The sequence below is a fragment of the Rhodococcus sp. NPDC003383 genome (genome assembly GCF_053589115.1).
In genome coordinates, this window is sequence record NZ_JBSFRG010000034.1 from 23,887 (window position 1) to 49,000 (window position 25,114).

General features: G+C 68.5%; 33 protein-coding genes and 1 tRNA gene. 14 read left to right on the forward strand and 20 right to left on the reverse strand.

The window, feature by feature from the left end; all coding sequences use genetic code 11:
• Positions 1-63: 63 nt before the first annotated feature.
• The gene (locus ACWDTS_RS23745; RefSeq protein WP_248675977.1) at positions 64-537 is read left to right on the forward strand and encodes an FABP family protein; all 474 of its coding nucleotides are present in this window, start codon (positions 64-66) and stop codon (positions 535-537) included.
• Positions 538-604: 67 nt separating this feature from the next.
• On the opposite strand, the gene ACWDTS_RS23750 is transcribed toward ACWDTS_RS23745, so the two are convergent.
• Both ACWDTS_RS23750 and ACWDTS_RS23755 read right to left on the reverse strand, forming a co-directional pair.
• Entirely contained in the window at positions 605-1,456 is an 852-nt protein-coding gene (locus tag ACWDTS_RS23750) for an SDR family oxidoreductase (protein ID WP_197251647.1), read from the reverse strand.
• A gap of 55 nt (positions 1,457-1,511) precedes the next feature.
• A complete protein-coding gene (locus ACWDTS_RS23755; RefSeq protein ID WP_450110578.1) occupies positions 1,512-2,915 on the reverse strand; it encodes a cytochrome P450 in 1,404 nt (467 codons plus the stop codon).
• 156 nt (positions 2,916-3,071) lie between these two features.
• Here ACWDTS_RS23755 and ACWDTS_RS23760 point away from each other — a divergent pair, with 156 nt between their 5' ends.
• Together ACWDTS_RS23760 and ACWDTS_RS23765 are read left to right on the forward strand one after the other, a co-directional pair.
• Positions 3,072-3,827 carry a glycosyltransferase gene (locus ACWDTS_RS23760; protein WP_450119145.1) on the forward strand — a complete coding sequence of 252 codons (756 nt, stop codon included), beginning with the start codon at positions 3,072-3,074 and terminating at the stop codon, positions 3,825-3,827.
• Between the two features lie 32 nt (positions 3,828-3,859).
• Complete coding sequence (locus ACWDTS_RS23765) at positions 3,860-4,639, forward strand: glycosyltransferase (protein ID WP_450119146.1); 780 nt, start codon at positions 3,860-3,862, stop codon at positions 4,637-4,639.
• Between the two features lie 15 nt (positions 4,640-4,654).
• Here ACWDTS_RS23765 and ACWDTS_RS23770 read toward each other — a convergent pair whose 3' ends face one another.
• The 3 genes from ACWDTS_RS23770 to ACWDTS_RS23780 form a co-directional block, all read right to left on the reverse strand.
• Complete coding sequence (locus tag ACWDTS_RS23770) at positions 4,655-4,798, reverse strand: hypothetical protein (protein WP_197252478.1); 144 nt, start codon at positions 4,796-4,798, stop codon at positions 4,655-4,657.
• A gap of 120 nt (positions 4,799-4,918) precedes the next feature.
• A complete protein-coding gene (locus ACWDTS_RS23775) occupies positions 4,919-5,335 on the reverse strand; it encodes a VOC family protein (RefSeq protein ID WP_197252444.1) in 417 nt (138 codons plus the stop codon).
• 168 nt (positions 5,336-5,503) lie between these two features.
• Positions 5,504-5,579 (reverse strand) — tRNA-Ala (locus tag ACWDTS_RS23780).
• Between the two features lie 99 nt (positions 5,580-5,678).
• On the opposite strand from ACWDTS_RS23780, the gene ACWDTS_RS23785 reads away from it, so the two are divergent.
• On the forward strand, positions 5,679-6,473 hold the full coding sequence (locus tag ACWDTS_RS23785; protein WP_450110582.1) for a methyltransferase domain-containing protein: 795 nt from the start codon (positions 5,679-5,681) through the stop codon (positions 6,471-6,473).
• On the opposite strand, the gene sepX is transcribed toward ACWDTS_RS23785, so the two are convergent.
• From sepX to ACWDTS_RS23805, 4 genes are all read right to left on the reverse strand, one after another.
• Entirely contained in the window at positions 6,467-7,282 is an 816-nt protein-coding gene (gene sepX, locus ACWDTS_RS23790) for a divisome protein SepX/GlpR (protein ID WP_450110583.1), read from the reverse strand. The genes ACWDTS_RS23785 and sepX overlap by 7 nt on opposite strands.
• A gap of 246 nt (positions 7,283-7,528) precedes the next feature.
• Positions 7,529-8,164, reverse strand: coding sequence for a GNAT family N-acetyltransferase (locus ACWDTS_RS23795; RefSeq protein ID WP_248675979.1), 636 nt, complete (start codon positions 8,162-8,164; stop codon positions 7,529-7,531).
• Positions 8,164-9,426: a molybdotransferase-like divisome protein Glp gene (glp, locus tag ACWDTS_RS23800; RefSeq protein ID WP_450110584.1), complete on the reverse strand. Its 1,263-nt coding sequence runs from the start codon at positions 9,424-9,426 to the stop codon at positions 8,164-8,166. The genes ACWDTS_RS23795 and glp overlap by 1 nt, the downstream gene beginning before the upstream one ends.
• Positions 9,427-9,462: 36 nt before the next feature.
• Positions 9,463-10,374, reverse strand: a complete 912-nt coding sequence (locus tag ACWDTS_RS23805) for a UTP--glucose-1-phosphate uridylyltransferase (protein WP_450110585.1) — start codon at positions 10,372-10,374, stop codon at positions 9,463-9,465.
• A gap of 61 nt (positions 10,375-10,435) precedes the next feature.
• Here ACWDTS_RS23805 and ACWDTS_RS23810 point away from each other — a divergent pair, with 61 nt between their 5' ends.
• The 4 genes from ACWDTS_RS23810 (at position 10,436) to mscL (ending at position 12,706) form a co-directional block, all read left to right on the forward strand.
• Positions 10,436-11,011, forward strand: coding sequence for a 5-formyltetrahydrofolate cyclo-ligase (locus ACWDTS_RS23810; RefSeq protein ID WP_450110586.1), 576 nt, complete (start codon positions 10,436-10,438; stop codon positions 11,009-11,011).
• An 82-nt stretch (positions 11,012-11,093) separates the two neighbouring features.
• Entirely contained in the window at positions 11,094-11,357 is a 264-nt protein-coding gene (locus tag ACWDTS_RS23815) for an FmdB family zinc ribbon protein (protein ID WP_197252449.1), read from the forward strand.
• A gap of 97 nt (positions 11,358-11,454) precedes the next feature.
• Entirely contained in the window at positions 11,455-12,177 is a 723-nt protein-coding gene (locus ACWDTS_RS23820; protein ID WP_450110587.1) for an SAF domain-containing protein, read from the forward strand.
• A 106-nt stretch (positions 12,178-12,283) separates the two neighbouring features.
• Entirely contained in the window at positions 12,284-12,706 is a 423-nt protein-coding gene (gene mscL, locus ACWDTS_RS23825) for a large conductance mechanosensitive channel protein MscL (RefSeq protein ID WP_420750863.1), read from the forward strand.
• 97 nt (positions 12,707-12,803) lie between these two features.
• Here mscL and ACWDTS_RS23830 read toward each other — a convergent pair whose 3' ends face one another.
• From ACWDTS_RS23830 to mrf, 11 genes are all read right to left on the reverse strand, one after another.
• Positions 12,804-13,463: an MspA family porin gene (locus ACWDTS_RS23830; RefSeq protein WP_450119147.1), complete on the reverse strand. Its 660-nt coding sequence runs from the start codon at positions 13,461-13,463 to the stop codon at positions 12,804-12,806.
• Between the two features lie 54 nt (positions 13,464-13,517).
• Positions 13,518-14,300 (reverse strand): MspA family porin, encoded by a 783-nt coding sequence (locus ACWDTS_RS23835; protein WP_450110589.1) that lies wholly within the window; start codon positions 14,298-14,300, stop codon positions 13,518-13,520.
• 579 nt (positions 14,301-14,879) lie between these two features.
• Complete coding sequence (locus ACWDTS_RS23840) at positions 14,880-15,107, reverse strand: hypothetical protein (RefSeq protein ID WP_450119148.1); 228 nt, start codon at positions 15,105-15,107, stop codon at positions 14,880-14,882.
• A gap of 5 nt (positions 15,108-15,112) precedes the next feature.
• Positions 15,113-15,610 carry a MogA/MoaB family molybdenum cofactor biosynthesis protein gene (locus tag ACWDTS_RS23845; protein WP_197252453.1) on the reverse strand — a complete coding sequence of 166 codons (498 nt, stop codon included), beginning with the start codon at positions 15,608-15,610 and terminating at the stop codon, positions 15,113-15,115.
• Between the two features lie 68 nt (positions 15,611-15,678).
• On the reverse strand, positions 15,679-16,950 hold the full coding sequence (locus ACWDTS_RS23850) for a trypsin-like peptidase domain-containing protein (RefSeq protein WP_450119149.1): 1,272 nt from the start codon (positions 16,948-16,950) through the stop codon (positions 15,679-15,681).
• A 94-nt stretch (positions 16,951-17,044) separates the two neighbouring features.
• A complete protein-coding gene (locus ACWDTS_RS23855) occupies positions 17,045-18,454 on the reverse strand; it encodes a HAMP domain-containing sensor histidine kinase (protein WP_197252454.1) in 1,410 nt (469 codons plus the stop codon).
• A gap of 52 nt (positions 18,455-18,506) precedes the next feature.
• Positions 18,507-19,196 (reverse strand): response regulator transcription factor, encoded by a 690-nt coding sequence (locus tag ACWDTS_RS23860; protein ID WP_450119150.1) that lies wholly within the window; start codon positions 19,194-19,196, stop codon positions 18,507-18,509.
• Positions 19,197-19,241: 45 nt separating this feature from the next.
• Positions 19,242-19,856, reverse strand: a complete 615-nt coding sequence (locus ACWDTS_RS23865; protein ID WP_450119151.1) for a trimeric intracellular cation channel family protein — start codon at positions 19,854-19,856, stop codon at positions 19,242-19,244.
• A gap of 83 nt (positions 19,857-19,939) precedes the next feature.
• Positions 19,940-20,113: a 50S ribosomal protein L32 gene (gene rpmF, locus ACWDTS_RS23870; RefSeq protein WP_450119152.1), complete on the reverse strand. Its 174-nt coding sequence runs from the start codon at positions 20,111-20,113 to the stop codon at positions 19,940-19,942.
• A gap of 13 nt (positions 20,114-20,126) precedes the next feature.
• Positions 20,127-20,384, reverse strand: coding sequence for a type B 50S ribosomal protein L31 (locus tag ACWDTS_RS23875; protein WP_450119153.1), 258 nt, complete (start codon positions 20,382-20,384; stop codon positions 20,127-20,129).
• Positions 20,381-21,607, reverse strand: coding sequence for a ribosome hibernation factor-recruiting GTPase MRF (gene mrf, locus ACWDTS_RS23880; RefSeq protein ID WP_450119154.1), 1,227 nt, complete (start codon positions 21,605-21,607; stop codon positions 20,381-20,383). Before mrf ends, ACWDTS_RS23875 begins: the two co-directional genes overlap by 4 nt.
• Before the next feature lie 116 nt (positions 21,608-21,723).
• Here mrf and rpmB point away from each other — a divergent pair, with 116 nt between their 5' ends.
• The 6 genes from rpmB to ACWDTS_RS23910 all read left to right on the forward strand — a co-directional run bounded on the left by rpmB (position 21,724) and on the right by ACWDTS_RS23910 (position 25,104).
• On the forward strand, positions 21,724-21,960 hold the full coding sequence (rpmB, locus tag ACWDTS_RS23885) for a 50S ribosomal protein L28 (RefSeq protein ID WP_248675965.1): 237 nt from the start codon (positions 21,724-21,726) through the stop codon (positions 21,958-21,960).
• Positions 21,960-22,124, forward strand: a complete 165-nt coding sequence (rpmG, locus tag ACWDTS_RS23890) for a 50S ribosomal protein L33 (RefSeq protein WP_450119155.1) — start codon at positions 21,960-21,962, stop codon at positions 22,122-22,124. The genes rpmB and rpmG overlap by 1 nt, the downstream gene beginning before the upstream one ends.
• A gap of 3 nt (positions 22,125-22,127) precedes the next feature.
• Positions 22,128-22,433 (forward strand): 30S ribosomal protein S14, encoded by a 306-nt coding sequence (rpsN, locus tag ACWDTS_RS23895; RefSeq protein ID WP_450110596.1) that lies wholly within the window; start codon positions 22,128-22,130, stop codon positions 22,431-22,433.
• Positions 22,434-22,443: 10 nt separating this feature from the next.
• A complete protein-coding gene (rpsR, locus tag ACWDTS_RS23900; protein WP_068161411.1) occupies positions 22,444-22,701 on the forward strand; it encodes a 30S ribosomal protein S18 in 258 nt (85 codons plus the stop codon).
• A gap of 223 nt (positions 22,702-22,924) precedes the next feature.
• Entirely contained in the window at positions 22,925-24,115 is a 1,191-nt protein-coding gene (locus ACWDTS_RS23905; RefSeq protein WP_197252463.1) for an RtcB family protein, read from the forward strand.
• Positions 24,116-24,177: 62 nt separating this feature from the next.
• Positions 24,178-25,104, forward strand: a complete 927-nt coding sequence (locus ACWDTS_RS23910; RefSeq protein ID WP_450110597.1) for an AEC family transporter — start codon at positions 24,178-24,180, stop codon at positions 25,102-25,104.
• The last annotated feature ends 10 nt before the right edge of the window (positions 25,105-25,114 follow it).

Consider the following 25,114-nt stretch of genomic DNA (forward strand, 5'->3'; position numbering starts at 1 on the left):
TAGTGCCGCTGCCCGGCGGGTGGGAGGATCGACGTGCCCATACGCGAGCGAGGAGCACCACACGTGACGGATTCGGACCCGCTCGGCGAACTTGCACCGTTCGCCGGCCGATGGGTCGGCGGCGGCGACGGCCACTACCCCACCATCGACGACTTCGCCTACGACGAGACGATCGAGTTCACGTCGATTCCCGGAAAACCGTTCCTGATGTACGTCAGCCGCACCCGTGCCCGCGACGACGGGCGCCCGCTGCACACCGAGAACGGCTACCTGCGCCGCAGTGGTCACGAAGTGGAACTTCTGGTGTCGCAGCCCACCGGCTTCGTCGAGATCCAGCGGTCGCGGCTCACGCACGGCGTCCTCGATTTCACCGCCGTGCATCTCGAGCGGTCACCGGACGCGAAGCCCGTGCACGAGCTGCGCCGCCGGTTCGTCCTCGACGGCGACACCCTCACCTACGACCTGTGGATGGCGCACGACTCGACGCCGCTGACCCATCATCTGCACGCACAACTCACGCGGCACACGACGAGCTAGACCCGGTGTGCCGTTGTGGCGGTGGGAGGCGCCACAAAGGCACACGGGGCGCGAAGCGCCCGGCCGCTCACACCGGCGGCAGCAGCACCTTGCTGAAGTAGTCGTTGGCCTTCTGCATCGTGTACTCGTACGGGGGCGCGAACTTGCGGGCCCACCAGTAGCCGAACCGGATGTCGAACGACGTGTAGACGAGGAATCGGTTGCGCTTGACACCGGCGAGGATCCGCTTCGCCGCCAGCTCCGGGGTGATCCCGTGCGCCGAGAACCTGCGGGTGAATGCCTGGATGCGCGGATCCTTGCGGTCGAACCCGGCGATCTCGGCGGCGTCGACGAGGGGCGTGCGCACCGCACCGGGCACCACGAGGCTCACCCCGATCCGGTGCCGTTTCAGGTCGTGGCGCAACACCTCGGAGACACCGCGCACCCCGAACTTCGCGGCGCTGTACGCGGCGTGCCACGGAAGCGCGAGCAGTCCGGCCGCGGAGGACACGTTGACCAGCTGCCCGCCACGGCCCGCCTCGATCATCGACGGTACGAAGCACTCGATGACGTGGATGGGCCCCATCAGATTGACGTCGACCATCTTCTTCCAGTGCCGGTGCTCGAGGTTTTCGACGGTGCCCCACACCGACGTGCCGGCGATGTTCATCACGACGTCGACGCTGCCGAACCGCTCGTGGACCTCGTCGGCGAAGGCCCGCACGGCCTCGAAATCCGTGATGTCGAAGGCGCTGTGGTGCAGGACCTCTCCGCCGCGGGAACCGATGAGCGCCACCACGTCGTCGAGGCCCGCCTCGTCGATGTCGGTGAGCAACAGACGAGCGCCCTCGTCCGCGGCGGCGATCGCGACCGCCCTGCCGATACCGCTCGCAGCACCGGTGACGACGGTCAGTGCCCCCTTGAACGACTTGATCCCCAACTCGTCTCCTCAGTCACGAAGGTGCGGAGTCGCCAGCCTACGTGACCCCCGAGCGCTACGCAGGACCGCTCGGACGCCGTGGGCGCGGCGTCAGCGAGAGGCCCGCGGGCGAGAGACTGAGCCGTTCGTGGATGCGCAGCCGATAGCCGGGATCGGGCACGAGGTCGTACTCGCGCAGGATCGTGCCGAGCACGAGAACTGCTTCGTGCACTGCGAATTGCCGTCCGATACAGGCCCGGGCACCGGTGCCGAACGGCTTGTAGACGTGCGGTGGGCGCAGCCGGATCCGATCGGGAAGAAACCGGTCCGGATCGAATCGGTCGGGGTCGTCGCCCCACACCGGATCACGGTGCAGCGCAAGCACGAGAACCACGACCCAGTCGCCGGCCTGCATGCTGTACCGGCCGCCGAGCACGGTGTCGGTGCGAGCCTCGCGGGCGAACGCCGGAACCGGGGGCCACAACCGCAGTGTCTCGTCGACGATCCGTCGGAGCAACCTCAGCTTGGGCACCTGCTCGAATTCGGGGGTCCCGCTGCCCCACACCGCGTCGACCTCGGCACGGGCCGACGCATACAACTCCGGATCCTGCGAGAGATAGTGCAACGCGAACGCGAGCAGAGCGGCGGTGGTCTCGTGCCCGGCGAGCAGGAACGTCAGCGCCTGGTAGCGGATGTTGTCGCGGTCCAGGCGGTTCGGGTCGTCCCGGCGGGCCGCGTCGAGCATGATCTCGAGCAGATCGGTGTCCGGCGCGGGACCGGACCGGACTCGCGCGCGAATGATCTCGTCGATCGAGTCGTGCAGGAACGCCAGATCGGCGGCGTTCCTGCGATCCGCGAACCCGTAGGCGATGCGGCGCAGCCCCGGGACGTTCCGCAGCGTCCGGCGCTGAGCATGAACGAGGCTCCGGGCCATCGCCGCGCGTGCGGGATGGGCACTGGCACGGTCGAACGAGCCGAACGAGTGCCCGAGTCCTGCCCGCCCCACGGTCTCGAACGCGACCTTGATCATGTCCTCGACCACGTCGACCGGCCGGCCGGCGCTCCGGTTCCAGTACCCGACCAGGTCGGACGCGACATCGCACATCACCGCGTGATAGCTGCGCATCGCCGACCGGGTGAACGCCGGCGTCAGCAGCGCATGGGCACGGGCCCAGTTCTTTTCGTGGTTGTAGGCGGTGAACAGTGCGTCGCCACCGATCCCGCGTAGCGCCTCCACACCCGGCGCGACGTGCTTGGCGAATCGCGTCTCGTCGGACAGCTCGGCGACCAGGTCGACTCCCGACACCAGGACGAAGCGGTGCCCGAGGGCGCGTCGCTCGAAGATCGGCCCGAGCCGGCGACTCATCGTCCAGGAATCCTGGATGGCTCGGTGCGGTGACACCACGAGCACGTCCCCCAGTATCGGCACCCGCCACCGTGGGTGCGGCAGACCGGTCGATTCCATGGTCAGTGCGACCATCGGAGCCCCTTCCCCCTGCAAATCCGGACCCGGCTCTCGAGGACGGTACGCGGCTTTCCAAGAGCAGAGAGGCGCATTCCGCCATTTCGTCCTGAATTCGCCCCCGGCGCCGGTAGCCTGGGCCCACCTTCGCCCCTGCCATCCGAGGACGGCCACATGGCGTCAGACCTGTGGGTTGTGATCCCGGCCTACAACGAGGCCCCCGGCATCACAGCCACCCTCACCGCACTCCGGCACCAGCGCAATCGCGAGTTCCGCGTGGTCGTCGTCGACAACGGCTCGACCGACTCCACCGTCGAGATCGTCGACGAATTCGCCTCCGCACACCCGGACCTGGACCTCACCCTGATCCACGAACCGCAGAAGGGCACCGGAGCCGCCGCGGACACCGGCATGCGCTACGCCATCGAGGCGGGGGCCGTGCGGCTGGCACGGACCGACGCGGACTGCGTGCCCGAACCCGACTGGACCGAGCAGATCGAGGCGGCCTTCGACGGCGGCCTGCGCAGCATCGCGGGACAACTGCTGCCCCGCACCGACGAGGGCCTGTCCCCCGCCCGGCTGGTGCTCATGCGCATCGTCATCGAGATCGGATCGCTCGTCGCCAAGGTCCGGAGGATCAACCGCGGCCCGCAGTTCCTCGGAACCTACGTCCTCACACCCGGATGCAACATGGCGATCACCGCGGAGCTGTACGAGGCCGCGGGGGGCTTTCCGCGCACCCGGATCCAGGACGAGCACGAGGACCGGTACCTGCACAACCGGGTGCGCACCCTGACCACCGACTACGGTCTGCGCCGCTCGGTCCGCGTCCGCATGTCCACGCGACGGTTCTCCGCCTGGGGAATCCGCAACACGCTGCGCTGGTACGCCGAGCATCGGTTCCGGCCGGAGGCGGTGGACATCCGGTGACAAGGGGGGACATCCGATGAGGGGGACATCCGATGACGGATAACCGTTCGGGAAGTGGCGTGGCCGATCTGTGCGTGGTGATCCCGGCCCTCGACGAGGAAGCCCGCATAGGGCAGACGCTGAGCGCGCTGGCCGCGCAACGGTACCGGGACTTCGACGTCGTCGTCGTGGACAACATGTCCACCGACCGCACGGTGCAGCGGGTACGGGAGTTCTCCGCCGCCCATCCCGACATGTCCGTCGAGGTCGTCGAGGAACCGGAGAAGGGCACCGGGGCGGCTGCCGACACCGGGATGCGTTTCGCCGCGGCACGCGGCGCGACCCGCCTCGCGCGGACCGACGCCGACTGCCTCCCCGATACGAACTGGACCGCGGAACTCACCGCGGGGTTCGACGCGGGACTGCGGATGATCGCCGGCCGGATGCGTCCCCGCACCGACGAGGGGCTGTCGTGGTCACAGATGCTCGGGATGCGCACGATGTTCGTGCTCGGTACCTACCTCGGCAAGCTGAACCCCGACTTTCGCGGCCCGCAGTTCCACGGGCCGTACATCCTCACCCCGGGCTGCAACATGGCGATCACCGCGGAGCTGTACGAGGCCGCCGGCGGGTTTCCGCGCACCCGCATCGAGGACGAGCACGAGGACAAGGCCCTGCACGGCAGGGTGCGCACGCTGACCTCGGAATACGGCAAGCGCCGCGGGGCGGTCGTCTACGGGTCGTGCCGCCGCATCGCGGCGTGGGGGTACCGCAACACCTTCCTGTGGTACTACGACCACCGCTTCCGCCCGGAACACGTGGACATCCGGTGAGGTGCGCGGTGGCCGTCAGAGACGCTGCGCCATCTCCTCCTGGTACTGGCGGATCGTTTCCTCGATCTGCTCGGCGTCGTCTGTTCGGTTCTCGTGCCGTGCTGTCTCGGCGCGCTCGCGGAGCACCCGAATCGCACGCCGAAGTTCGTCGTCACTCATTCTGTGTTCCATGTCACCCAGTCTTCCCAATTTCGTTGTGACCTGCCACCGGATCGGATGCCGTTGCGATAACGGTCCAGCCGGCGGTCACGGATCGGGACGCCGAGCGCGAGGCCGGGACTACTCGGCGGCAGCGGCTTCGGTCTGCGCGTTCCAGACGAGTTCCCACAGGTGGCCGTCGGGGTCGGCGACGTATCCGGTGTACGAGCCGTCCTGCTCCTCGGCGGGGCCGGGCACCGAGCCGCCGGCCTCTCGCGCCCGCTCGATGGTTCGGTCCACTTCCTCCTTGTCGGCGATCGCGCAGGAGAAGATGCAGGTACCCGGCACCGGCTGTCCGCCGTCCTCGACGCCTCCGCGGACGGCGTACAGCGCGTACTCCTGCCGTTCGATCAGGAACAGTGAGAGGTTCGGCAACTCGATCGGGATGATCCCCTCGTCGATGCCCGGCGTCTCGAGCCCCAGTCCGTCGCGGTAGAACCGCAGCGTGCGCGTCAGATCGGTGACCGGCACGGAGACGACAACGGTTATGGGCCTCACGACGCGTCCTCCTCGATCGGGGTCTCGGGTGCCACCCAGTACACCCCGGTCGAGACAGCGGCGCACGATATCCGCCGTTCCGGGCAAATACATCGCACCGGTCCGACTGGGCCGAATACGAAGAAACCCTGCGCCCGTATCGGGCGCAGGGTTGAAACCTCGTCGAGATGGTGGAGCTGAGGGGAATCGAACCCCTGACCTCTTCGATGCGAACGAAGCGCGCTACCAACTGCGCCACAGCCCCATCGGTCCCTCTCGGAACCGCTCGCAAACTCTAGCAAACCGATTGCCCATGCACGAAATCGCCTGGTCAAATGCGGTAACAGCGACAAGGATGAAGGACATGACCAGGCGTGAAACGTTCCAGGTCTCGTCCGATGCCGCCGAAGTCTACGAATCCCGATTCGTGCCGGCGCTGTTCGCCCAGTGGGCTCCACTCGTCGTCGAACAGGCCGCGGTCGCCGAGGGTCAGCGGATCCTCGATGTCGCCTGCGGGACGGGGGTGGTGGCCCGCGTAGCCGCCGACCGGGTCGGACCGCACGGCCGGGCCGTCGGCCTCGACCTGAACGCCGGCATGCTCGCGGTGGCCCGGCGCATCCGTCCCGACCTCGGGTGGTGCCTCGGCGACGCCGGCGCACTGCCGTTTCCCGACGACACGTTCGACGCCGCGCTGTGCCAGATGGCGCTGATGTTCTTCCCCGACCGTCGGCGAGCACTGACCGAGATGAACCGCGTCGCACGCGGATTCACCGTGTGCGTGCCGGCGGCCCTGCCGGATCAGCCCGCCTACCGGCTGCTCGTCGAGGTGGCGGCGCGTCACGCCGGTCCCGACGCGGTGTCGCTGCTGAACACCTACTGGAGTTGCGGTGACCGCGACGAACTGACTGCGCTGGTCGGCGAGGCGGGCGCGAGCGTCGACCGGTGCACGACACACACCGGCACCGCCCGCTTCTCGTCACCGGAGACGTTCGTGGACACGGAAATCGACGGGAGCCCGCTCGCCGAGCGGATCGAACCTGTAACCCGCGAGGCCATCCGCCGCGACGTGAGGACCGAACTGGCCCGGTACGTGGAGGCGGACGGAACGGTGTCGGCACCCCTGGTGGCCCATGTCGTCACGGGCCGACGCGGTCACTGACCGGACGCGCGGCGCACTTCGTAGTCCGACTCCTCGCGGGGTTCGCGAGGTTCGTGGGTGTCGACCTCGTCGGCGTAAGTGTCGAGATGTTCGAAGACCGGGTCCTCGTCGTCCACCTCGAGGACGACGGCACCGGGGCGCCGCAGCCGCGACGGGATCAGGCGCAGTTCCTCGTCGCTGCGCGATTCGACGCCGAGCCGCGACCGCGCGAGACGGGCCATACGGCGACGACGGATCTCCTGCTCGAGCCGCACCTGCCGGCGCAGGTAGAACAGGTAGCCGATCAGCGCAGCCGTCGCCAGCGCGCACAGCCACCACAGGGCCGGCGAGGCGATGAGGGCGAGCGCCGCGGTCATGATCGCCGCGAACAGCAGTCCGAGCACGGCGCGCTGCCGGAACTCGTACCGCGCCGCCCGGGCGACCGCGTCGGCGTGCGGATCGAAGCCGCCGCGACCGCGACGTGCGGGCACGAACTCGCGGGCGGGAGCTCGATCGGCTTCTTCGGGTGGCCGCTCGTCGAGATCGACGAGTTCCTGAGTGTCCATGCTGTCCTCCGCGGGGCGGTCCACCCGACCGGCTGCCAGCGGTGCGCGGCGACGGTCGCGACTGGGACGCCAGTTCGGGTCGCTGCGGTGACCGGCGGCCGGACCACGCGGGGTGATCGGGTCGTCGTCACCACGGTGCAGTACACGCGTAGCGAGCGCGGCGTCGGTCGTCTGGCGGATACGGGGGCGCTTCGTGACCAGCATCGGCACCAGGACGAACAGCCACACGGCAACGAGTCCGATCCACAGGAGCGAGTTCGGCATACCGGCGGCCCTCCTCCCAGTTGTCGCCTACCAGCCTGTCGACGCCACTGACCTAGTCAGGCTAATGGCATCCGCTCGGTCACCCCGACAGAAACGCCGGACTCATGTGATAACTACTGCAACACGAGTCACGCCGAATCATGTGACACTTCCTTCACTCTAGTCACACGAATATATGTCCGCATGGGTATTACTACGCGGTATGACCGTAATCTCCGTTACAGGTGGATATAGTGATCCGCCGATTCACGCCCAGCTGGCGCGACCGCTCCGGACGAGCCGGTCCGACACCGAACCCGGCACCTCCTCGACGGTCATCGCGACCAGCAGGTGGTCGCGGAAGGCGCCGTGCACGTCGAGATAGCGCCGCAGCAGCCCTTCCTCACGGAATCCGACGTTGCTGAGCACCGCGCGGCTCGCCGCGTTCTCCGGGCGCACGGTCGCCTCCACACGGTGCAGACCCACCGGGCCGAAGCAGTGGTCGAGCCCCAGCGCGACCGCCGCGGTCGCGACACCCATCCCGTTGACGTCCTTGCTGACCCAGTAACCGATCCAGGCGGACCGCAGAGCGCCGCGGACGATGTTGCCGACGGTGAGCTGCCCGCAGAACTGTCCGTCGAGTTCGATGGCCATCGGCAGCATGTGCCCCTTGCGGGCCTCGGCACGCAGACTCCGGTACATCCCGGGCCACACCGAGATGTGGTGCCGCGCATCCCACGGCGCATCGCCCGTCGGCTCCCACGGTTCGAGGTGATTGCGGTCGGCGATCCGCAGCCGGCTCCACGCGGCAGCGTCGCGCAACCGCACGGACCGCACCGTCACCAGACCGCCGCGGACCCGCAACGGACCCAGATCCGCCGGCCAGCCCGGATGAGCCCCGATCAACCGCGCTGCCCGAGGAACGCCACGTCGACGGGGTCGCCGGTGCGAACCTCGGAGACATCGGGATCGATCAACACCAGGCAGTTCGCCTCGGCGAGCGTGGCGAGCAGATGCGACGACGCGCCCGCCGCCCCACCGAGCGCCTGCACCAGGTAGTCGCCGGTCGCCTCGTCGCGCATCAGCTGGCCGCGCAGGAATCCCTTCCGGCCCGGGATGGACGTGATCGGCGAGACCGTGCGTGCCGGGACGACCCGCCGCATCGGGTGCCGACGGCCGAGTGCGATGCGGATCAGCGGCCGCACCATCACTTCGAACACGACGAGCGCGCCGACGGGGTTGGCGGGCAACAGGAATGTGGGCACCTCGTCGCGGCCGAGCTGACCGAAGCCCTGCACGGACCCGGGATGCATTGCGACACGGTCCACTTCGAGTGGGCCGAGTTCGGACAGCGCTTCGCGCACGTCCTCGAGGGCACCGCCGCCGACCGCCCCCGCGATCACGACGATCTCCGAGCGGATCAGCTGTCCCTCGACGACCTCGCGCAGCGTCTTCGGGTCGGTGCCGACGATGCCGACACGGTTGACGTCGGCGCCCGCATCCCGCGCGGCGGCGGCCAGCGCGTACGAGTTCACGTCGTACACCTGTCCCGGTCCGGGCGTGCGGTCCACGTCGACCAGTTCGCCACCGACGGAGATGACCGACAACCGCGGTCGCGGGTGCACGAGCACCTTGTCGCGTCCGACCGCGGCGAGCAGGCCGACCTGCGCCGACCCGATGATGGTCCCGGCGCGGACCGCGACGTCCCCGGGTTGCACGTCGTCGCCGGTGCGGCGCACGTAGTCGCCGCTGCGGACCGCCTTGTGCACCTTGATGCGGGCGGTGCCGCCGTCGGTGAACTCGAGCGGGAGCACCGCGTCGGCCAGGGTGGGCAGCGGTGCGCCGGTGTCGACACGCACCGCCTGCCGGGGTTGCAGCCGGATGGGCTGGCGCGAGCCGGCGCGAACCTCCCCGACGACGGGCAGGCTCAGCTCGGCCGCCGGTTCACCGTCCTCCTCGGTGGCGGTGACCCCGGCATCCTGCACGTCGACGCTGCGCACCGCGTATCCGTCGATCGCGGCCTGGTCGAAGCCCGGCAGCGGCCGTTCGGTGACCACTTCCTCGGCGCAGAGCAGGCCCTGCGCCTCGGAGATCGCCACCCGAACCGGCCTGGGTGCGACGGCTGCCGCCGTGACCCGTGCCTGCTGTTCCTCAACCGACCGCATAGCGTCTCTCGTCCTCCAGCCGCGACCCGTGGACCGTCAGCGCTCGAGGCGCTCGATGAGCCATTCACGCAAAGACGGACCGTATTCCTCGGTGTTCAACGCAGAGTCAACCGCAGCGCGCAGGTAGCCCCCGGGATTTCCGAGATCGTGTCGAGTGCCGCGGTGCACGACGACGTGCACGGGGTGCCCTTCCTCGATGAGCAGGGCAATCGCGTCGGTCAGCTGGAGTTCGCCGCCGGCGCCGGGTGTGATGCGGCGCAGGGCGTCGAAGATCGCGCGATCGAGCAGGTAGCGGCCGGCGGCGGCGAACGTCGACGGCGCGTCCTCGACGGCCGGCTTCTCGACCATGCCGAGGACCTTGAGCACGTCGGGGTTCGTGGCGTCGGGCACGACCTCGACGTCGAACACGCCGTACGCGCTGATCTGTTCCTTGGGCACGTCGATCGCGCACAGCACCGAGCCGCCGCGCTTGGCGCGCACCCGCTGCATCGTTTCGAGGACGCCGACGGGCAGCACGAGGTCGTCGGGCAGCAGCACCGCGATCGCGTCCTCGTCGGGGTCGAGGGCCTTCTCCGCGCAGGCGACGGCGTGGCCGAGGCCGAGCGGCTGTTCCTGGACGACGGACTGGACCTCGAGCAGGCCCGGAGCCTTGCGGACCTTGGCGAGCAGTTCGTACTTGCCCTTCTCCTCGAGCTTCGACTCGAGCACGAGATCCTCGACGAAGTGCGCGACCACGCCGTCCTTGCCGGGGGACGTGACGATCAGCAACCGTTCGGCACCGGAATCGGCAGCCTCCCCGGCCACGAGTTCGATGCCCGGGGTGTCCACGACCGGAAGGAGTTCCTTCGGCACGGTCTTGGTCGCCGGGAGAAACCGGGTACCCATTCCTGCCGCCGGCACGACTGCCGTCCGGAAATGTCGGACGCCGTCGGTCGTATTGTTCGTCATAGACTCCCACCCTAACGTTCGCTACCACGCGGTAGCCCCTCACGATCTTAAGGTGGCCGGTGTGCAGGCACGATCCAAGGCCGTCTGGCGAACATCGGTCCTCGCCGCCCGGCGCGACCGCAGCGACGCCCAGCGTCGCGTCGAGGACGATGCGCTGACCGCGTCGGCGCGCGCACTGGCCACATCCGGGGCGACGGTCTGCGCGTACATTCCGGTGGGTACCGAACCCGGGTCCCTGGCACTGCTCGACGCCCTGCGGGACGGCGGAATCCGGGTGCTGGTGCCACTCACCAGCAAGGACAGCATCCTGGAGTGGGCCGAGTACACCGGCGAGGACGACCTCGTGGCGGCGGACTACGGTCTGCGCGAACCTCGCGGTCCGGTGCTGGCCGCCGAAACCGTGGCGCAGGCGTCGGTGGTGCTGGTGCCGGCGCTGGCAGTCGACCGGCGCGGAGTGCGCCTGGGCCGGGGTGCCGGGTTCTACGACCGGACCCTGCACCTTGCCGACCCGTCGGCCCGGCTGATCGCCGTGGTGCGCGACGAGGAGCTGGTCGACGAACTGCCCGAGGATCCGCACGACATCCGGATGACGCACGCCCTGACGCCGAGCCGCGGGCTGACCGCACTGGTGGAATAGTTCTCACACTGGCGCCGTTGGCACTGTCGACTGTAGAGTGCTAAAGCTGCGATTTATTTTCGAACGCGCGGAGGATTCACCGGTGCCCACCTATTCATATGCCTGCACGGCTTGCGACAACCGCTTCGACATCGTGCAGTCGTTCAGCGACGACTCCCTCACCGAGTGCCCGGAGTGCACCGGCAAGCTGCGCAAGCTGTTCAACTCCGTCGGTGTCGTCTTCAAGGGCAGCGGCTTCTACCGCACCGATTCGCGCGGTGGCAGCAGCACCGCGAGCGAGCCGGCCAAGTCCGACTCCTCGAGCAGCAGCTCGTCCAGCTCGACTCCGGCGGCCGCCGCGAGCTGATCGCGAGTTGTCCACAGGCGGGCTGTTCATCCACAGATCGCCTCGAATTCGCGCTTCACGAGGCCGACAGGCATGGCCGAACTCGTAGGGTTCGGCCATGCCTGCCGGTCTTTTTCCGTTCCCGCCCCGATCGCGCCTCCGTCCCTCCGGCGGGCCTCGGGCCACGACCTCCCTGCAGCCCACACTCGTCGATCGCGCGAGCACGCTGCTGCGACCGGGCTGGGCGCGCACGGTCGCGGCCCGGCGCGGCGCGGCCGCACTTCTGGCGCTGATCGCCGTCGTCGCGGCGCTGCGGGACGGGCCTTCGAGCGACCGCTCCCCCGCCGTCGTCGCCGTGCGCGACCTGAGCCCCGGGCACACACTCACCCTCGACGACGTCGAACTCGTCGACCGCGAATCCGCGGCGGTGCCGTCCGGCGCGCTCACCCTTCTCTCCGACGCGGTCGGCCACACCCTGTCCGGCCCTGTCCCCGCCGGCGAAATCCTCGTCTCGGTGCGCATGCTCGGTCCACGCCTGGCGAGTGCGGCCACGGGGAATCCGGATGCGCGCGTGGTTCCGATCCGGCTGGCCGACGCGGGTGTCGGCGATCTGCTGCGCGAGGGCGACCTCGTCGACGTGCTCACGGTCGCGCCGGGATCCGAAGACCGGTCCCCCGACGCGCAGGTGCTGGCGACGGGCGCGACCGTCGTGCTCGCACATTCCGCAGAAGGTGCTCGTGACCAGCGTGAACGCGTGGTTCTGCTGGCCCTGGCACCGGATCAGGCGACGGCGGTCGCGGCGGCGTCGCTGGTGAGCGCGCTGACCGTGACTCTGCACTGAGCTCCGCGAACCGGACGCACTGAGCCGCTGTGCAAACCGTGGAGTTGGTTTAGGGTTCCCTCGAAGCTACATGTGATCGGCACCACATACACGAGGAGAGCGGACCATGCTGAAGGGCTTCAAGGATTTCCTGCTGAGAGGCAATGTCCTCGACCTCGCCGTCGCGGTGGTCGTGGGCACCGCGTTCGTGGCCATCGTGACGGCCTTCACCGAATACATCATCAACCCGCTCATCGCTGCCATCGGCGGCGACAACGACATGGGCTGGGGCTTCCAGATCCTTGCGAACAACCCGGCCACGTTCGTGAACATCGGCGCGGTCATCTCCGCGGCGATCAACTTCGTCATCATCGCGGCGGTCGTGTACTTCGTGCTCATCGTTCCGGCGAATGCCGCCAAAAAGCGGTTCGCGACGGAAAAGTCCGACGAGAAGGCCAGCGCGGAGGACCTACTCATCCAGATCCGCGACATTCTCGAGGCGCAGGCGGGTCAGGCCGGTGCGCACGCGAAGGACGCCCCGAAGTCGTAATGCTCCTCTTTCCGTGGGCCTGGCACGAAAAGGGCTGAGCCCCTCGGAGATTCCGAGGGGCCCAGCCTTTGTTCGGCGGTTGCCGGACTGTCGTTGTTTAGACGGTCCAAGCCTTGCCGTAGGTGGTGACGTTGTCGCCGTTCGCGGTGATCGCGCGGACGAACGGGCGGACCTGGACGGAGCCGATGACGCCGGAGGCAACACCGTGGACGTTGGCGAACTGGACGGTCTTGAAATCACCGTCGAACTCGCCCTCGGCGACGACGAGCTCCTCGATGCCCGGAGCCGGGGTCAGGGCCAGCTCGGCGTGAGCCTGCGGGAGGACGTCGGTGACTCCGAGCTCGAAATCGGTGAGCTCGGCGAGATTCGTCGGATTCAGGTTCATAGCTGCTTCGAGCTGCGGCGTCGAGTAGGTCACCCCGATGGAGCCGTCGATGCTGCCGGCCCACGCGAACTGGTAGCCGAACTGGAAGGTGGTGCCCTCGGCGTCGGCAGCGCCCTCGCCGATCAGGTTCGCGGTGCCGCGGCCGTTGTGGAAGAACTCACGGTTGAACGGGCTGCCACCGAGCGCGGGAACACCCTGGATGTTGGTGTCCTCCTGCGTCACGACGACCTCGAGGCCATCGGAGATGATGCGGTTCTGGTCGTCGACAGCGGCCTGCGCGGTGCCGGTCGCACCCAGGACGAGGCCGAGAACGGCGGCACCGGACACGGCGGCGTTACGGGCGGCCTTGAAGCCACGCGACTTGATTCCCATGATTACTCCGTATTTCGTGGTGGGGATGTACTGCGAGGGGTGGCGGAAGCCGACCTAGATGGTCCAGACCTTGCCGTAGGTGGTGACGTTGTCGCCGTTCGCGGTGATCACGCGGACGAACGGACGGATCTGGACCGGCCCGATGACGCCGGTGGCGGCACCGTGGACGTTCGCGAACTGGACTTCCTTGAAGTCGCCGTCGAACTCGCCCTCGGCGACGACGAGCTCGTCGATACCCGGGGCCGCGGTCAGCTCGACACCCGCGGTGGCCTGCGGAAGGATGTCGGAAACGCCGAGCTCGATATCGGTGAGCTCGATATCGCCGCCGTCCGGATCCTCGACAAAGACATCCTTGCCGTCTTGCTTGACCGGGACCGGCTTGCCAGCGGCATCCTTGACGATGTTCCCGGCTTCGTCCTTCTCGTAGACAGGCACAAAACGCGGGGTACGTTCGCTCGTTGTATCGGCACCCAGGCCCGGCGAGGTCCAGCTGACGCCGACCGAGCCGTCGATGCTGCCGGCCCACGCGAACTGGTAGCCGAACTGGAAGGTCGAGCCCTCGAAATCGGCCGCGTCGGGGCCGACGATGTTGGCCACACCGATGCCGTTGTGGAACCACTGACGGCTCAGCGGGCTGCCGCCGATCGGAGGCACACCCTGAATGAACGTGTCCTTCTGCGTAACGATCACCTCGTTACCGGCGGACACGATCCGGTTCTGGTCGTCGACGTCGGCGCTGGCCACACCCGACGATCCGAGGACCAGACCAGCCACGGCGGCCCCGGCCACCACGGCGTTGCGGGCAGCCTTCAGGCCGCGTCGCGTCTGAATCTTCATGAATGCCTCATCCATTCTCTGCGTGCCGGGTTCAGCACCCGCGTCCGACAAGTTGTCGTGTCGCCCGCGAGGCGTGTCACACCGAGCGCCGCCGAGGCAGATCCCCCGTCGATGCCGATGCGCACATCATCCGCACGGTAGCTGTGTTACCGATTCGTGATAAAAGACCCGGAATTGATGCCCGGGTCTTTACTCTTTCGAACCTGTGCAGAGATTAGACGGTGACCTAAACGCGGGCAATGGCTACCCTCACATGCCCTGGCAGGAGGCGGTGCGGGGCCATTCCGGCAACGTTTCGGGAAAGTGAACGATAACAATCAGGTAACGGTATGACATCCGTCACGACAGGTATCGGGTCGCAGGCCCTTCGCGGTCAGGGCAATTCAGACATAGACACTGGTCGGGCCCTATCCGTAGGAGACCGGGGAGCCCGGGCGTGACAGCCGGACAGGATCGCATTCCTTGCGTACGCGCGCAGGATTCCCACCATGTGGCATTTGCGAATGTTTCGGAAAGGTTTCGCAAAGGCGAATCCGAGTTGAAGTCCGACCCGACACGGAAATGGACGAGTGTCCGAGATCACACTCTGCCGTGGTGTGGAGGGACCTGTCTGCGGAGCCATTCGTCGGATTCCGACCGCTCTTCGCCCGGCTCCCGCTCGTCTCGCGCCGTCTCCGGAAGCACCTCTCCGAAGATGCGCGCGAGCCGAGCCCTGTCGATCCGACCCTTCCTACCTGGGGTTTCACCCTTCGTTTCACCCCGGGCGGTGTCCTTACCGGTGTCGGCACCCTCGACTTCGTCGGCCACAGCGGTCACTCCTCCAGCCGGGACAGTTCCTGGATGACGTGCGCGGCCAGCGGCGTCAGGGTCGCCATGCCGTCGCGGATCGCGGCACGCGACGACGCGAGGTTCGCGACGAGCGTCGAGCCGGACACGCCGACCAACCCCCGCGACAGTCCGGCATCGAGGGCGCCGGCCGACAGTCCCGACGACCGCAGCGCCTCGCTGATGCCCTTCAGTTCGTGATCGAGGACTTCCTCCGTCGCGTCGGGCGTCACGTCGCGCGGCGACACCCCGGTACCGCCGACCGACACCACCAGGTCGACGCCACCGATCACCGCGGTGTTGAGCGCGTTGCGGATCTCGACCTCGTCGGCCGCGACCGTCACGACGCCGTCGACGACGAAGCCCCCTTCCTGCAGCAGCTCCGTCACCAGCGGGCCTGCGGAATCGGGATTGTCTCCGTGCGCAACACGATCGTCGACGATCACGACGAGTGCACGGCCGGTCCTGGGCGCTTCGAGTTCCATGGATCCCACGGTAGTTCCCAAGTCGAGGAGAAGAGCGGTATCCGTAGCCGACGGCCTGTCGTTCACGGTCAGCGCTCCTCGGCGGCGACGAGCTGCACGTCGACGCTGTTCTCGTTCTTGCCCTGGGCATCTGTGTAGGTGATGCGAACGGTCTCGCCGGGCGCGTGGGACCGGATCGCAGCGATGAGCGAATCCCCGTCGGTGACGAGCCGGTCGTCGACCTTCGTGATGATCGAGCCGCGCGGGATACCGGCCTTCTCCGCCGGGCCGCCGGCGGTGACCTCCATGACGGTTGCGCCGCGCGCGTTGTCCTGCGACGGCACCTGCACACCGATGATGGCGTGGGTTGCCGAGCCGTTGTCGATGAGTTCCTGCGCGATCCGGCGAGCCTGATCGATGGGGATGGCGAAGCCCAGACCGATGGATCCGGACTGCCCTCCGGACGTGGCGATGGCGGTGTTGATGCCGACCAGCTGGCCGTCCATGTTCACGAGGGCACCGCCGGAGTTACCGGGGTTGATGGCGGCGTCGGTCTGGATGGCGTCGATCACGGTGTTCTGGTTACCCGTCTCCCCGCTGGTGGACACCGGCCGGTCCAGGGCGGACACGATGCCGGAGGTCACAGTGCTCTCGAGGCCGAGCGGCGAACCCACCGCGACGACGGCCTGTCCGACCTGCAGCCCGTCGGACGAGCCGAGCTCGATCGGGGTCAGGTCCGTGCGACCCTCGGCGCGTACGACCGCGAGGTCCGAGATGGGATCGGCACCGACGACCGTGGCCGGCGCGGAACTGCCGTCCGCGAAATACACGGTCAGTTGCGCGCCCGGGCCGCCCCCGGCGGCGACGTGGTTGTTGGTGAGGATGAGCCCGTCGGACGAGAGGATCACGCCCGAGCCCTCCCCCTGCGTGGTGCGTCCGACGATTCCGATCCGAACGACGCTGGGCACGACCTTCTGCGCGACCGCCTGCACCGATCCGGCCGGCGCGTTCGCGATCGTCGTGGTTTCCGGTTTCGATGCGTCGAGCGAGTTGACGACCGCCGGTGCGTCGTTGTTGCCCACCGCCAGCGCACCGACGACCCCGCCGACACCGCCGCTGAGCAGGGCCAACGCAATCGCGCCCGCGGCCAGTACACCCCGGCCGGGTCGAGCGGGCTGCTGGTGCCCCGTCTGATGGGGAGGCTGGGCTGTGAACCCGGACTGCGGAATACCGGGGTGTGGCGTGCCCGGCTGGTGCGGTCCCTGCTGCGGGGTCGCGCCGAAGGGTTCGGTCCGACCGTATCCCTGGTATGGGGTGGTCGGCGGCTGGTACGGCTGTCCAGGGTTCTGGTCGTCGCTCATCTCGTCCCCGTTCGTCCAACTTCCGGATTCCTACATATTCCAGATTGGACCCGATCGCTGAGAAGTCACTTAGAAGACGCAAAGGAATTTGCTGTCAGTCCCCTGCGGAATAGCTGTCAGGAACCTCGTCCGACAGTTCGGGGGTTCCCGGCAGCACGATGCGGATCAGCGCACCGCCGCGCGAGGACCGGTCGACCGCGATCGTGCCCCCGTGTTTCATCACCACCTGTCGCACGATCGCCAGGCCCAGCCCGGAGCCGGGCATCGAACGCGCGGTGGTCGCCCGGTAGAACCGTTCGAACACGAGCTCGCGTTCCTCCTCGGGGATGCCCGGGCCGGCGTCGTCGACGGTCAGTTCCATCAGGCCCGTGCCGATCTGACGCATCCCCACGAGCACCTCGGCGCCCGACGGGCTCCACTTCGCGGCATTGTCGAGGACGTTGAGGACGGCGCGCGACAACGTCGCATGATCGCCGTACACGAACCACGGTTCGGTGGTCGCGGTGAAGTCGATCTCGGTGCGGCGACGCCGGGCCCGTTCCAGGCTGCGTTCGACGACGTCGGCGATGTCGACGGGCTCGAACACCGTCTCCGGGGCGTCCTCGCGGGCCAGGTCCACCAGGTCGCCGACCAGTGTCGACAGTTCCTCGATCTGCGCGATCACGTCTTCACGCAGTTCGGCCATGTCCTCGTCCGGCAGCTGCGGCGCCCCGGGCCGGCTCGCCGCGATGAGCAGTTCCATGTTGGTGCGCAGCGACGTCAACGGGGTCTTCAGTTCGTGCCCGGCGTCGGCGACGAGGCGGCTCTGCCGTTCCCGGGACTCGGCCAGCGCCCGCAGCATCGTGTTGAAGCTCTCCGTCAGGCGGGCGAGTTCGTCGTGCCCGGTCACCCGGATGGGTCGCAGGTCGTCGGTGCGGGCGACGCGTTCGGCGGCGGCCGTGAGCCGCGCGACCGGTCTCAGGCCGGTGCGGCCCACGGTCGCGCCACCCGCGGCGGCCAGCACGACCCCGCAGCCGCCGACGACGAACAGCACGCTGGCCAGGCGATTGAGGATCTGCGCGGTCGGTTCGAGGCGTTGGGCGATGACGACGGTGCTGCCGTCGGGGATGCGCTGCGCGAGCACCCGCTGCTGCGACACCGTCCGCAGCGACGATTCGGCCTTGCCTTCCGCGACCGCGAGTTCGGGTTCGCCGATCGGCACCGTCGAACCCGGCGGCACGTACCGGCCGAGATCCGGATAGATGAGCGCGACGCTGATGACGGAGCTGTAGAGCTTGGCGCCGCCGATGTAGCGGGGGTCGTAGGTGATGAGGGTGCTGGACTCGACGAGGGCGGACGCACGCGCCCGCAACTGCTGGTCCACGTCCGAATACAACGCCCGCGCGACGACCGCGTACGCGGCGATGGACGTCACGGCCACCGCGAGCGCGACCGCGCCCGCTGCCAGCAGCGTCACCCGGACGCGCAGGGGCACCGAGCTGGTCAGCAGCATCGGAGGGCGCATGGGTCGCTTCACCGCGACCGTCCGTCGCAGATCACGGTGGCGTCGCGCCCGATCACGGCGGCGTCTCGCGCAGGACGTAGCCGACCCCGCGAACCGTGTGGATCAGACGCGGCTCACCCTCGGCCTCCGTCTTGCGACGCAGATACCCGACGTACACCTCGAGGGCGTTGCCGGAGGTCGGGAAGTCGTAGCCCCACACCTCCTCGAGGATGCGGCTGCGGGTGAGGACCCGGCGCGGGTTCGCCATGAGCATCTCCATCAGGGCGAACTCGGTACGGGTGAGGCTGATCGAACGGGTGCCGCGGGTGACCTCGCGGGTCTCCGGGTTCAGTGTCAGGTCTTCGAAGCTCAGCGTCTCCTCGGTGGTGCGGCTCGGGTCGGGCCCCGCACGCCGCAGCAGCGCGCGCAGTCGCGCGAGCAGTTCCTCGAGCGCGAACGGTTTCGGCAGGTAGTCGTCGGCGCCCGCGTCGAGCCCGGCGACCCGCTCGGACACCGAGTCCCGGGCGGTGAGCACGAGGATCGGCAGGTCGTCGCCGGTGCTGCGCAGTCGACGGCACACCTCGAGCCCGTCGACGCGCGGCATCATCACGTCCAGCACCATCGCGTCGGGCCGGCTCACCATGACCTGATCGAGGGCGTCCTGCCCGTCGGTGGCCAGGTCGACGGTGTAGCCGTTGAAACTGAGGGATCGACGCAGCGACTCCCGCACTGCTCGATCGTCGTCGACCACCAGAATCCGCATGCCCACCAGTGTGGCCCGAACCGGCTGAGAACTCGCTGAGAGGTGTCAGTCCTCGCGTGGCACCCGCGCCTGCGGCAGGCTCCATCCGCGCCACAGGGCGAGCAGTCGCAGGCCGGTCGCGAGGACGGTACCGAGCACCAGCGCGATGTTCTGTCCGACGCCCAGCTCGCGGGCAGCGACGAGAACCGCGGAGCCCAGCAGCGCCGGGATCGCGTAGAGGTCGCGATGCAGCAGCAGCGGCACCTCGTTGACGAGGACGTCGCGCAGGATGCCACCGCCGATCGCGGCGGTCGCACCGATCAGCGCAGCCGCGAGGGGTTGCGCTCCGGCCTCGATGGCGATGGTCGCGCCGGTCGTCGCGAACAGCCCCATGCCCAGCGCGTCGAGCACGAGGATCTCCCGGTTCAGCTTCGACACCACCGTGTGCAGGTAGAAGACGAGGACCGACGCGGCGAGTGCCGATCCCAGGTACCGCCAGTTGCTCAGCGACGACGGCGGGTGGATGTCGAGCAGCAGGTCGCGGACGATACCGCCGCCGACCGCCGTGAACACCCCGACCAGGCACACCCCGAACAGGTCGAGCCGCTTGACGACGCCGACGAGCGCACCCGACATCGCGAACGCCACGATGCCCACCAGCTCGAGGATTTTCAGAAGCACCCGGTAACCATGCCATCCGCGTTCCCCCGCACCTCCGGGATCGGGTCGACGCGAGTTCCGTCACCCGGGGGCGCGGGGGTCGGTCAGAGTTCGCGCGGATCGAGGAGGCCGCGGGCCACCGCGCGCACCAGCCGTCGGGGCACGCGGTGGGTCACCCCGCCGACGCTGACCGGGACCAGCTCGGGTGCCTGCGCGTTCCACCGGGACCGCCGGGTGCGGGTATTCGACCGGGACATCCGGCGCTTCGGAACTGCCATGTCTTCCTCCGTCTCAGGCGCGGCGCTGCCGCTTGCCGTACTTGCGTTCGAACTTCTCGACCCTTCCCGCGGCGTCGAGCACCCGCGCGGTTCCCGTCCAGAACGGGTGCGACTCGCTCGTGACGTCGACGACCACCAGCGGGTAGGTGTTGCCGTCGGACCATTCGACGGTTCGGTCCGAGGTCAGGGTCGAGCGCGTCAGGAACGTCGATCCGGTGTTCGCGTCCTGGAACACGACCGGGTGGTAGTCGGGGTGGATGCCGGGTTTCATGCCTGTCCTTCTTTCCTGTGTGTTGCCGGTTCGATCGTGAGGTCCTCGCCGGGCTCGCAGGGCTCGCGGTGGTAGTCGCCGAACGGGTCTTCCCAGGTGGCCCAGCTCGCGGGGTCGGCGAACTCGGCATCCGTGAGCAGTGCCGCATGCAACACACCCAGAATCTCGTCGGGGTCGGCGTCGTGAACGAGGACGACGAGTGAGCTGTCGCGGTCGCCGTAGTTGTCGTCCCAGCGCAGCGCGGCCATGGCCCGTCGCGTCGCGGGCACGCGTTCCTGCTGGTCCGGGGTCATCGACACGAGCCACGGCCCGGCATGCGCGACCCGCAGGCCGCCACCGGCGGACTCGAGCAACAGCGCGTTGCCCGGTTGGGTGGCAACCCATGCGCGACCTCGCGCCCGTACGACCCCGTCGAGGAGCACGTCGATCGCCTCGTGCAGCCGCTGCGGATGGAACGGCCGGGCCGCGGTGAATTCGAGGAGTCGCACTCCCCACTCCTCCCCGAGCGGCGGTTGCCCGCGCAGCAGTGGGGCGTGTGCGTCGTCCACACCCCCACGACGCGCGGTCGCCGGGACCTGCGCGAGCAGGGCTTCGACGTCGGGCCGGTCCGTCCAAGCGATGGGCGCACCGGGCGCGAGGCGGGCGAGCACGGCCTGCAGCCGGGCCTGCTGCCGGTCGTCTGCGCCGGGTGCGACGACGAGTGCGTCGGCGAACTCGACCTGGCCCACGACGACCTGCGCGACCGTGCGGTCGTCGTCGGTGCCGGGCCGCAGGTCGACGTCGCCGGTGGCGTCGTCGAGCCAGGTCCGCCCGTCGATGCAGGTCACGACGGCCTCGACGCGCACGTCGCGGGCGGCCGGCCCGTCGATCTGCCCGACCACCCCGGCGACCACGACGTGTTCGACGGCCCAGCACAGCGCCTCTGGTTCGAGCTGCGGATCGAGGTGCAGGACGATCCTGTCGACGGTGCTGCGGGTGTGGAGGCGGCGTAGCAGCGGCAGGAGATCTTCGCGCAGGGTGCAGGAGACGCATCCGTGGGCGAGTTCGAGAACGTCGAGTTGTTCGCTGTCGACGGTCGTGAGGGTGCGCCGCAGGACGCCTTCGCCGAGGTGATCGAGGTCGTGGTGCACGACGACGGTGCCGGGCCGCAGCAGTGCTCGTGCGGCGCGGTGGGTCGGACCGCGCAGGCCGGACACGACGATCAGCGGTGTCCTGGTGTCCACCGAATCCACCTTTCGATAACGATTGTCATTAGCTGGACGGCAGCGTACAGTCGGATAGGCCATTTGTCGAAAATGATTGTCGTTACGCTCAGCGTGTCGGCGAGGAAGGACACATCGTGTCGGCGCACTGCCAGGTCACCGGACGCGCTCCCGGCTTCGGGAAGACCGTCTCCCACTCCCACGTCCGAACGAACCGCCGCTGGAAGCCGAACATCCAGCGCAAGACGTACTTCGTGCCCTCGGAAGGCCGGCGCGTCACCCTCACCGTCTCCGCGAAGGGCATCAAGACCGTCGACCGCGACGGCATCGACGCAGTCGTCGCCCGGCTGCGAGCACGGGGAGTGCAGCTCTGATGGCCCGCAACGAGATCCGCCCCATCGTCAAACTCCGCTCCACCGGCGGCACCGGATACACCTACGTCACCCGCAAGAGCCGCCGCAACGACCCCGACCGTCTCGTCCTGCGCAAATTCGACCCGGTGCTGCGCCGGCACGTCGACTTCCGCGAGGAGAAATAGCGCGTGGCCAAGAAATCGAAGATCGCTCGCAACGAGCAGCGCAAGCTCGTCGTCGCCCGCTACGCGCAGCGCCGCGCCGAACTGAAGGACGTCGTCAGGCGGCCGTCGAGCACCGACGACGAACGCCGCGCCGCGCAGGCCGCACTGCAGAGACTGCCCCGGGACGCGAGTCCGGTAAGATTGCGCAATCGAGACGCTGCGGACGGCCGCCCGCGCGGCCACCTGCGAAAGTTCGGGCTCTCACGCGTGCGTGTGCGCGAGCTCGCCCACCGCGGGGAATTACCCGGCGTCCACAAGTCGAGCTGGTGAGGAGCACCGAATGGCAGTCAGGCGAGGACCGTCCAAGAAGGCACGCGCGCAGGAAAGCCGCCGCCCCAAGAAGAACCCGCTCTTCGCGGCGAAGATCGAGTACGTCGACTACAAGGATGTGAACCTGCTCCGCACGTTCATCTCCGACCGCGGCAAGATCCGCAGCCGTCGCGTCACCGGCCTGACCCCGCAGCAGCAGCGTCAGGTTGCCGTCGCGGTGAAGAACGCCCGCGAGATGGCACTGCTCCCCTACGTCAGCAGCAAGTAGGACAGCATTCCGACGCCGCCCCGTCCACATTCGGACGGGGCGGCGTCGTCGTTCCCGGGCACGAGTGTGCAGTTGTCGTCGACCTCCTGAATCCGCCTGGCAACCGACCACCATTTGTGCACACTCACACCGAATTCGGGCACGAAAAATCGGACGACAATAGGGGTGGGCGCCGTCTACGGTCCGTCGCGGTACACCGACGACCGAGGAGGAAGCAGCAGTCATGTCCGAGTTCCCGCTCTCACTGAGCGGTCAGCCCATCGTCCGGCTGTGGGCGCACGAGCACGAGATCGAACCGCAGGCCCTGGCCCAGCTGCGCAACATCGCGCGGCTCGACCCGGTGCGCATTGTCGCGGTCATGCCCGACGTGCACCTCGGCAAGGGCGCCACCGTCGGCTCGGTCATCGCCATGCACGACGCGGTGGCGCCGTCGGCGGTCGGCGTGGACATCGGCTGCGGGGTCGCCGCGGTGAAGACATCGCTGACCGCGGCCGACCTGCCCGGCGATCTCGGTCCCCTGCGCGCGGCGATCGAGAAGGCCATCCCCGTCGGCTTCTCCGTCCACAAGAGCCCGGTCGAGACCCGACGGCTCGGCGGGACGATCGAGAGCCGGTCCGCCCGGCTGTGGGAGCGCTCGAAGGAACTGCGCGCCCCGGTTGCGCGTGCACTGGCCAAGGCACCGTGCGCGGTCGGCACCCTCGGCGGCGGCAACCACTTCATCGAGTTGTGCCTCGACGCCGACGACGCGGTGTGGCTGACGCTGCACTCCGGGTCGCGCAACATCGGCAAGGAACTGGCCGAACGCCACATCAGCGTCGCCAAGCACCTGCCGCACAACCGCGACCTTCCCGACCGCGACCTGGCCTACTTTCTCGCCGGGTCCCCCGAGATGGACGCGTACCTGTTCGATCTGCGCTGGGCCCAGGACTACGCGGCCCTGTCCCGCGCGGTGATGGTCGCGCTGTTCCGCGACGTGGTGACCGAGGCGTTTCCGCAGGTGCGGTTCACCGACGAGATCAACGTCCACCACAACTATGTCGGGACCGAGACCGTCGACGGAGTCGAGTACGTCGTCACCCGCAAGGGCGCGATCCGGGCCGGCTCCGGCGACCTGGCGCTGATTCCCGGATCGATGGGGACCGGCTCGTACGTGGTGCGCGGCCTCGGCAACCCGCGGTCGCTGTACTCGGCGTCGCACGGGGCAGGCCGCCGGATGAGCCGGGGCGCCGCGAAGCGCGCCTTCACCGTCGACGATCTGCGTGCCCAGACCGCCGGAGTCGAATGCCGTAAGGATTCCGGTGTGGTCGACGAGATCCCGGGTGCCTACAAGGACCTGAACGAGGTGATCGCGGCGCAGGACAACCTCGTCGAGGTGGTGACCCACCTGCGTACGGTTCTGTGTGTGAAGGGCTGAAATCCGGGCGGACACCGGGTGTGACCTGGGTCATCGGGGTGTGATCTCTAGACTCGGCCGTCGTGTCTGGCGTGGTTGCGGGGTTCAGTGTCATCTTCGTGATCATCGCGATCGGATTCGTCCTCGGCCGCACCGGAACGCTCGGTCCCGAGGGTCAGGTGGTGCTCAGCCGCCTGGTGTTCTTCGTCGCGACCCCGGCGCTGCTGTTCGACGCACTCGCCACCTCCGATCTTTCGGTCATCTTTTCCCCCACGCTGTACGTCGCCGCAGCTACCGCGTTCGCGATCGCCGCGTTGTACCTGGTGATCGCGAAACTGTGGCTGCGGCGACCGCTGCCGGAACTCACCATCGGGGCGCTCGCCGCGTCGTACGTGAACTCCGCGAATCTGGGCATTCCGATCGCGGTGTTCGTCCTCGGCGACGCGTCGTTCGTCGCGCCGCTGCTGCTGTTCCAGATCGTGCTGTTCTCCCCGATCGCGCTCACGATCCTGGACCTGTCGACGATGCGGGCCGGTGCGTCCCGCATGGAGACCGTGACCGCGCCGTTCAAGAACCCGATCGTGCTGGCCGGCGCAGCGGGCCTGATCGTCGCGGTCACCGGGGTGACGCTGCCCGCCGCTGTGCAGCAACCGTTCCACCTGCTCGGCGGCGCGTCCGTCCCGGGGGCGCTGCTCGCGTTCGGGTTGTCCCTGCAGGGAGTGAAGGTCCTCGAGAAGGGCCAGAGCCCTCGCCGCGACGTCGCGCTCGCCTCGGTCCTCAAGATCGGTGTGCAGCCGGTGCTCGCGTATCTCATGGCGCGCTGCCTGCTCGGGCTCGACGGTCACGAGTTGTTCGCGATCGTCGTGGTCGCGACCCTGCCGACCGCGCAGAACGTGTTCGTCTACGCGAGCCGCTACGGCCGCGGGATGGTGCTGGCCCGCGACGCAGCACTCGTGACCACCCTCGCATCGATCCCCGCCATCGGCCTCGTCGCCCTCCTGCTCGCATGAGGGCGAATAA

What these genes read in the sequence shown, in the direction of transcription:
- ACWDTS_RS23755 (WP_450110578.1), bottom strand. Translation starts at nt 2,915, where the DNA reads ATGGTCGCACTGACCATGGAATCGACCGGTCTGCCGCACCCACGGTGG.
- ACWDTS_RS23760 (WP_450119145.1), top strand. Translation starts at nt 3,072, where the DNA reads ATGGCGTCAGACCTGTGGGTTGTGATCCCGGCCTACAACGAGGCCCCC.
- ACWDTS_RS23765 (WP_450119146.1), top strand. Translation starts at nt 3,860, where the DNA reads ATGACGGATAACCGTTCGGGAAGTGGCGTGGCCGATCTGTGCGTGGTG.
- ACWDTS_RS23770 (WP_197252478.1), bottom strand. Translation starts at nt 4,798, where the DNA reads ATGAGTGACGACGAACTTCGGCGTGCGATTCGGGTGCTCCGCGAGCGC.
- ACWDTS_RS23785 (WP_450110582.1), top strand. Translation starts at nt 5,679, where the DNA reads ATGACCAGGCGTGAAACGTTCCAGGTCTCGTCCGATGCCGCCGAAGTC.
- sepX (WP_450110583.1), bottom strand. Translation starts at nt 7,282, where the DNA reads ATGCCGAACTCGCTCCTGTGGATCGGACTCGTTGCCGTGTGGCTGTTC.
- glp (WP_450110584.1), bottom strand. Translation starts at nt 9,426, where the DNA reads ATGCGGTCGGTTGAGGAACAGCAGGCACGGGTCACGGCGGCAGCCGTC.
- ACWDTS_RS23805 (WP_450110585.1), bottom strand. Translation starts at nt 10,374, where the DNA reads ATGACGAACAATACGACCGACGGCGTCCGACATTTCCGGACGGCAGTC.
- ACWDTS_RS23820 (WP_450110587.1), top strand. Translation starts at nt 11,455, where the DNA reads ATGCCTGCCGGTCTTTTTCCGTTCCCGCCCCGATCGCGCCTCCGTCCC.
- mscL (WP_420750863.1), top strand. Translation starts at nt 12,284, where the DNA reads ATGCTGAAGGGCTTCAAGGATTTCCTGCTGAGAGGCAATGTCCTCGAC.
- ACWDTS_RS23830 (WP_450119147.1), bottom strand. Translation starts at nt 13,463, where the DNA reads ATGGGAATCAAGTCGCGTGGCTTCAAGGCCGCCCGTAACGCCGCCGTG.
- ACWDTS_RS23835 (WP_450110589.1), bottom strand. Translation starts at nt 14,300, where the DNA reads ATGAAGATTCAGACGCGACGCGGCCTGAAGGCTGCCCGCAACGCCGTG.
- ACWDTS_RS23845 (WP_197252453.1), bottom strand. Translation starts at nt 15,610, where the DNA reads ATGGAACTCGAAGCGCCCAGGACCGGCCGTGCACTCGTCGTGATCGTC.
- ACWDTS_RS23850 (WP_450119149.1), bottom strand. Translation starts at nt 16,950, where the DNA reads ATGAGCGACGACCAGAACCCTGGACAGCCGTACCAGCCGCCGACCACC.
- ACWDTS_RS23855 (WP_197252454.1), bottom strand. Translation starts at nt 18,454, where the DNA reads ATGCGCCCTCCGATGCTGCTGACCAGCTCGGTGCCCCTGCGCGTCCGG.
- ACWDTS_RS23860 (WP_450119150.1), bottom strand. Translation starts at nt 19,196, where the DNA reads ATGCGGATTCTGGTGGTCGACGACGATCGAGCAGTGCGGGAGTCGCTG.
- rpmF (WP_450119152.1), bottom strand. Translation starts at nt 20,113, where the DNA reads ATGGCAGTTCCGAAGCGCCGGATGTCCCGGTCGAATACCCGCACCCGG.
- ACWDTS_RS23875 (WP_450119153.1), bottom strand. Translation starts at nt 20,384, where the DNA reads ATGAAACCCGGCATCCACCCCGACTACCACCCGGTCGTGTTCCAGGAC.
- rpmG (WP_450119155.1), top strand. Translation starts at nt 21,960, where the DNA reads ATGGCCCGCAACGAGATCCGCCCCATCGTCAAACTCCGCTCCACCGGC.
- rpsR (WP_068161411.1), top strand. Translation starts at nt 22,444, where the DNA reads ATGGCAGTCAGGCGAGGACCGTCCAAGAAGGCACGCGCGCAGGAAAGC.
- ACWDTS_RS23905 (WP_197252463.1), top strand. Translation starts at nt 22,925, where the DNA reads ATGTCCGAGTTCCCGCTCTCACTGAGCGGTCAGCCCATCGTCCGGCTG.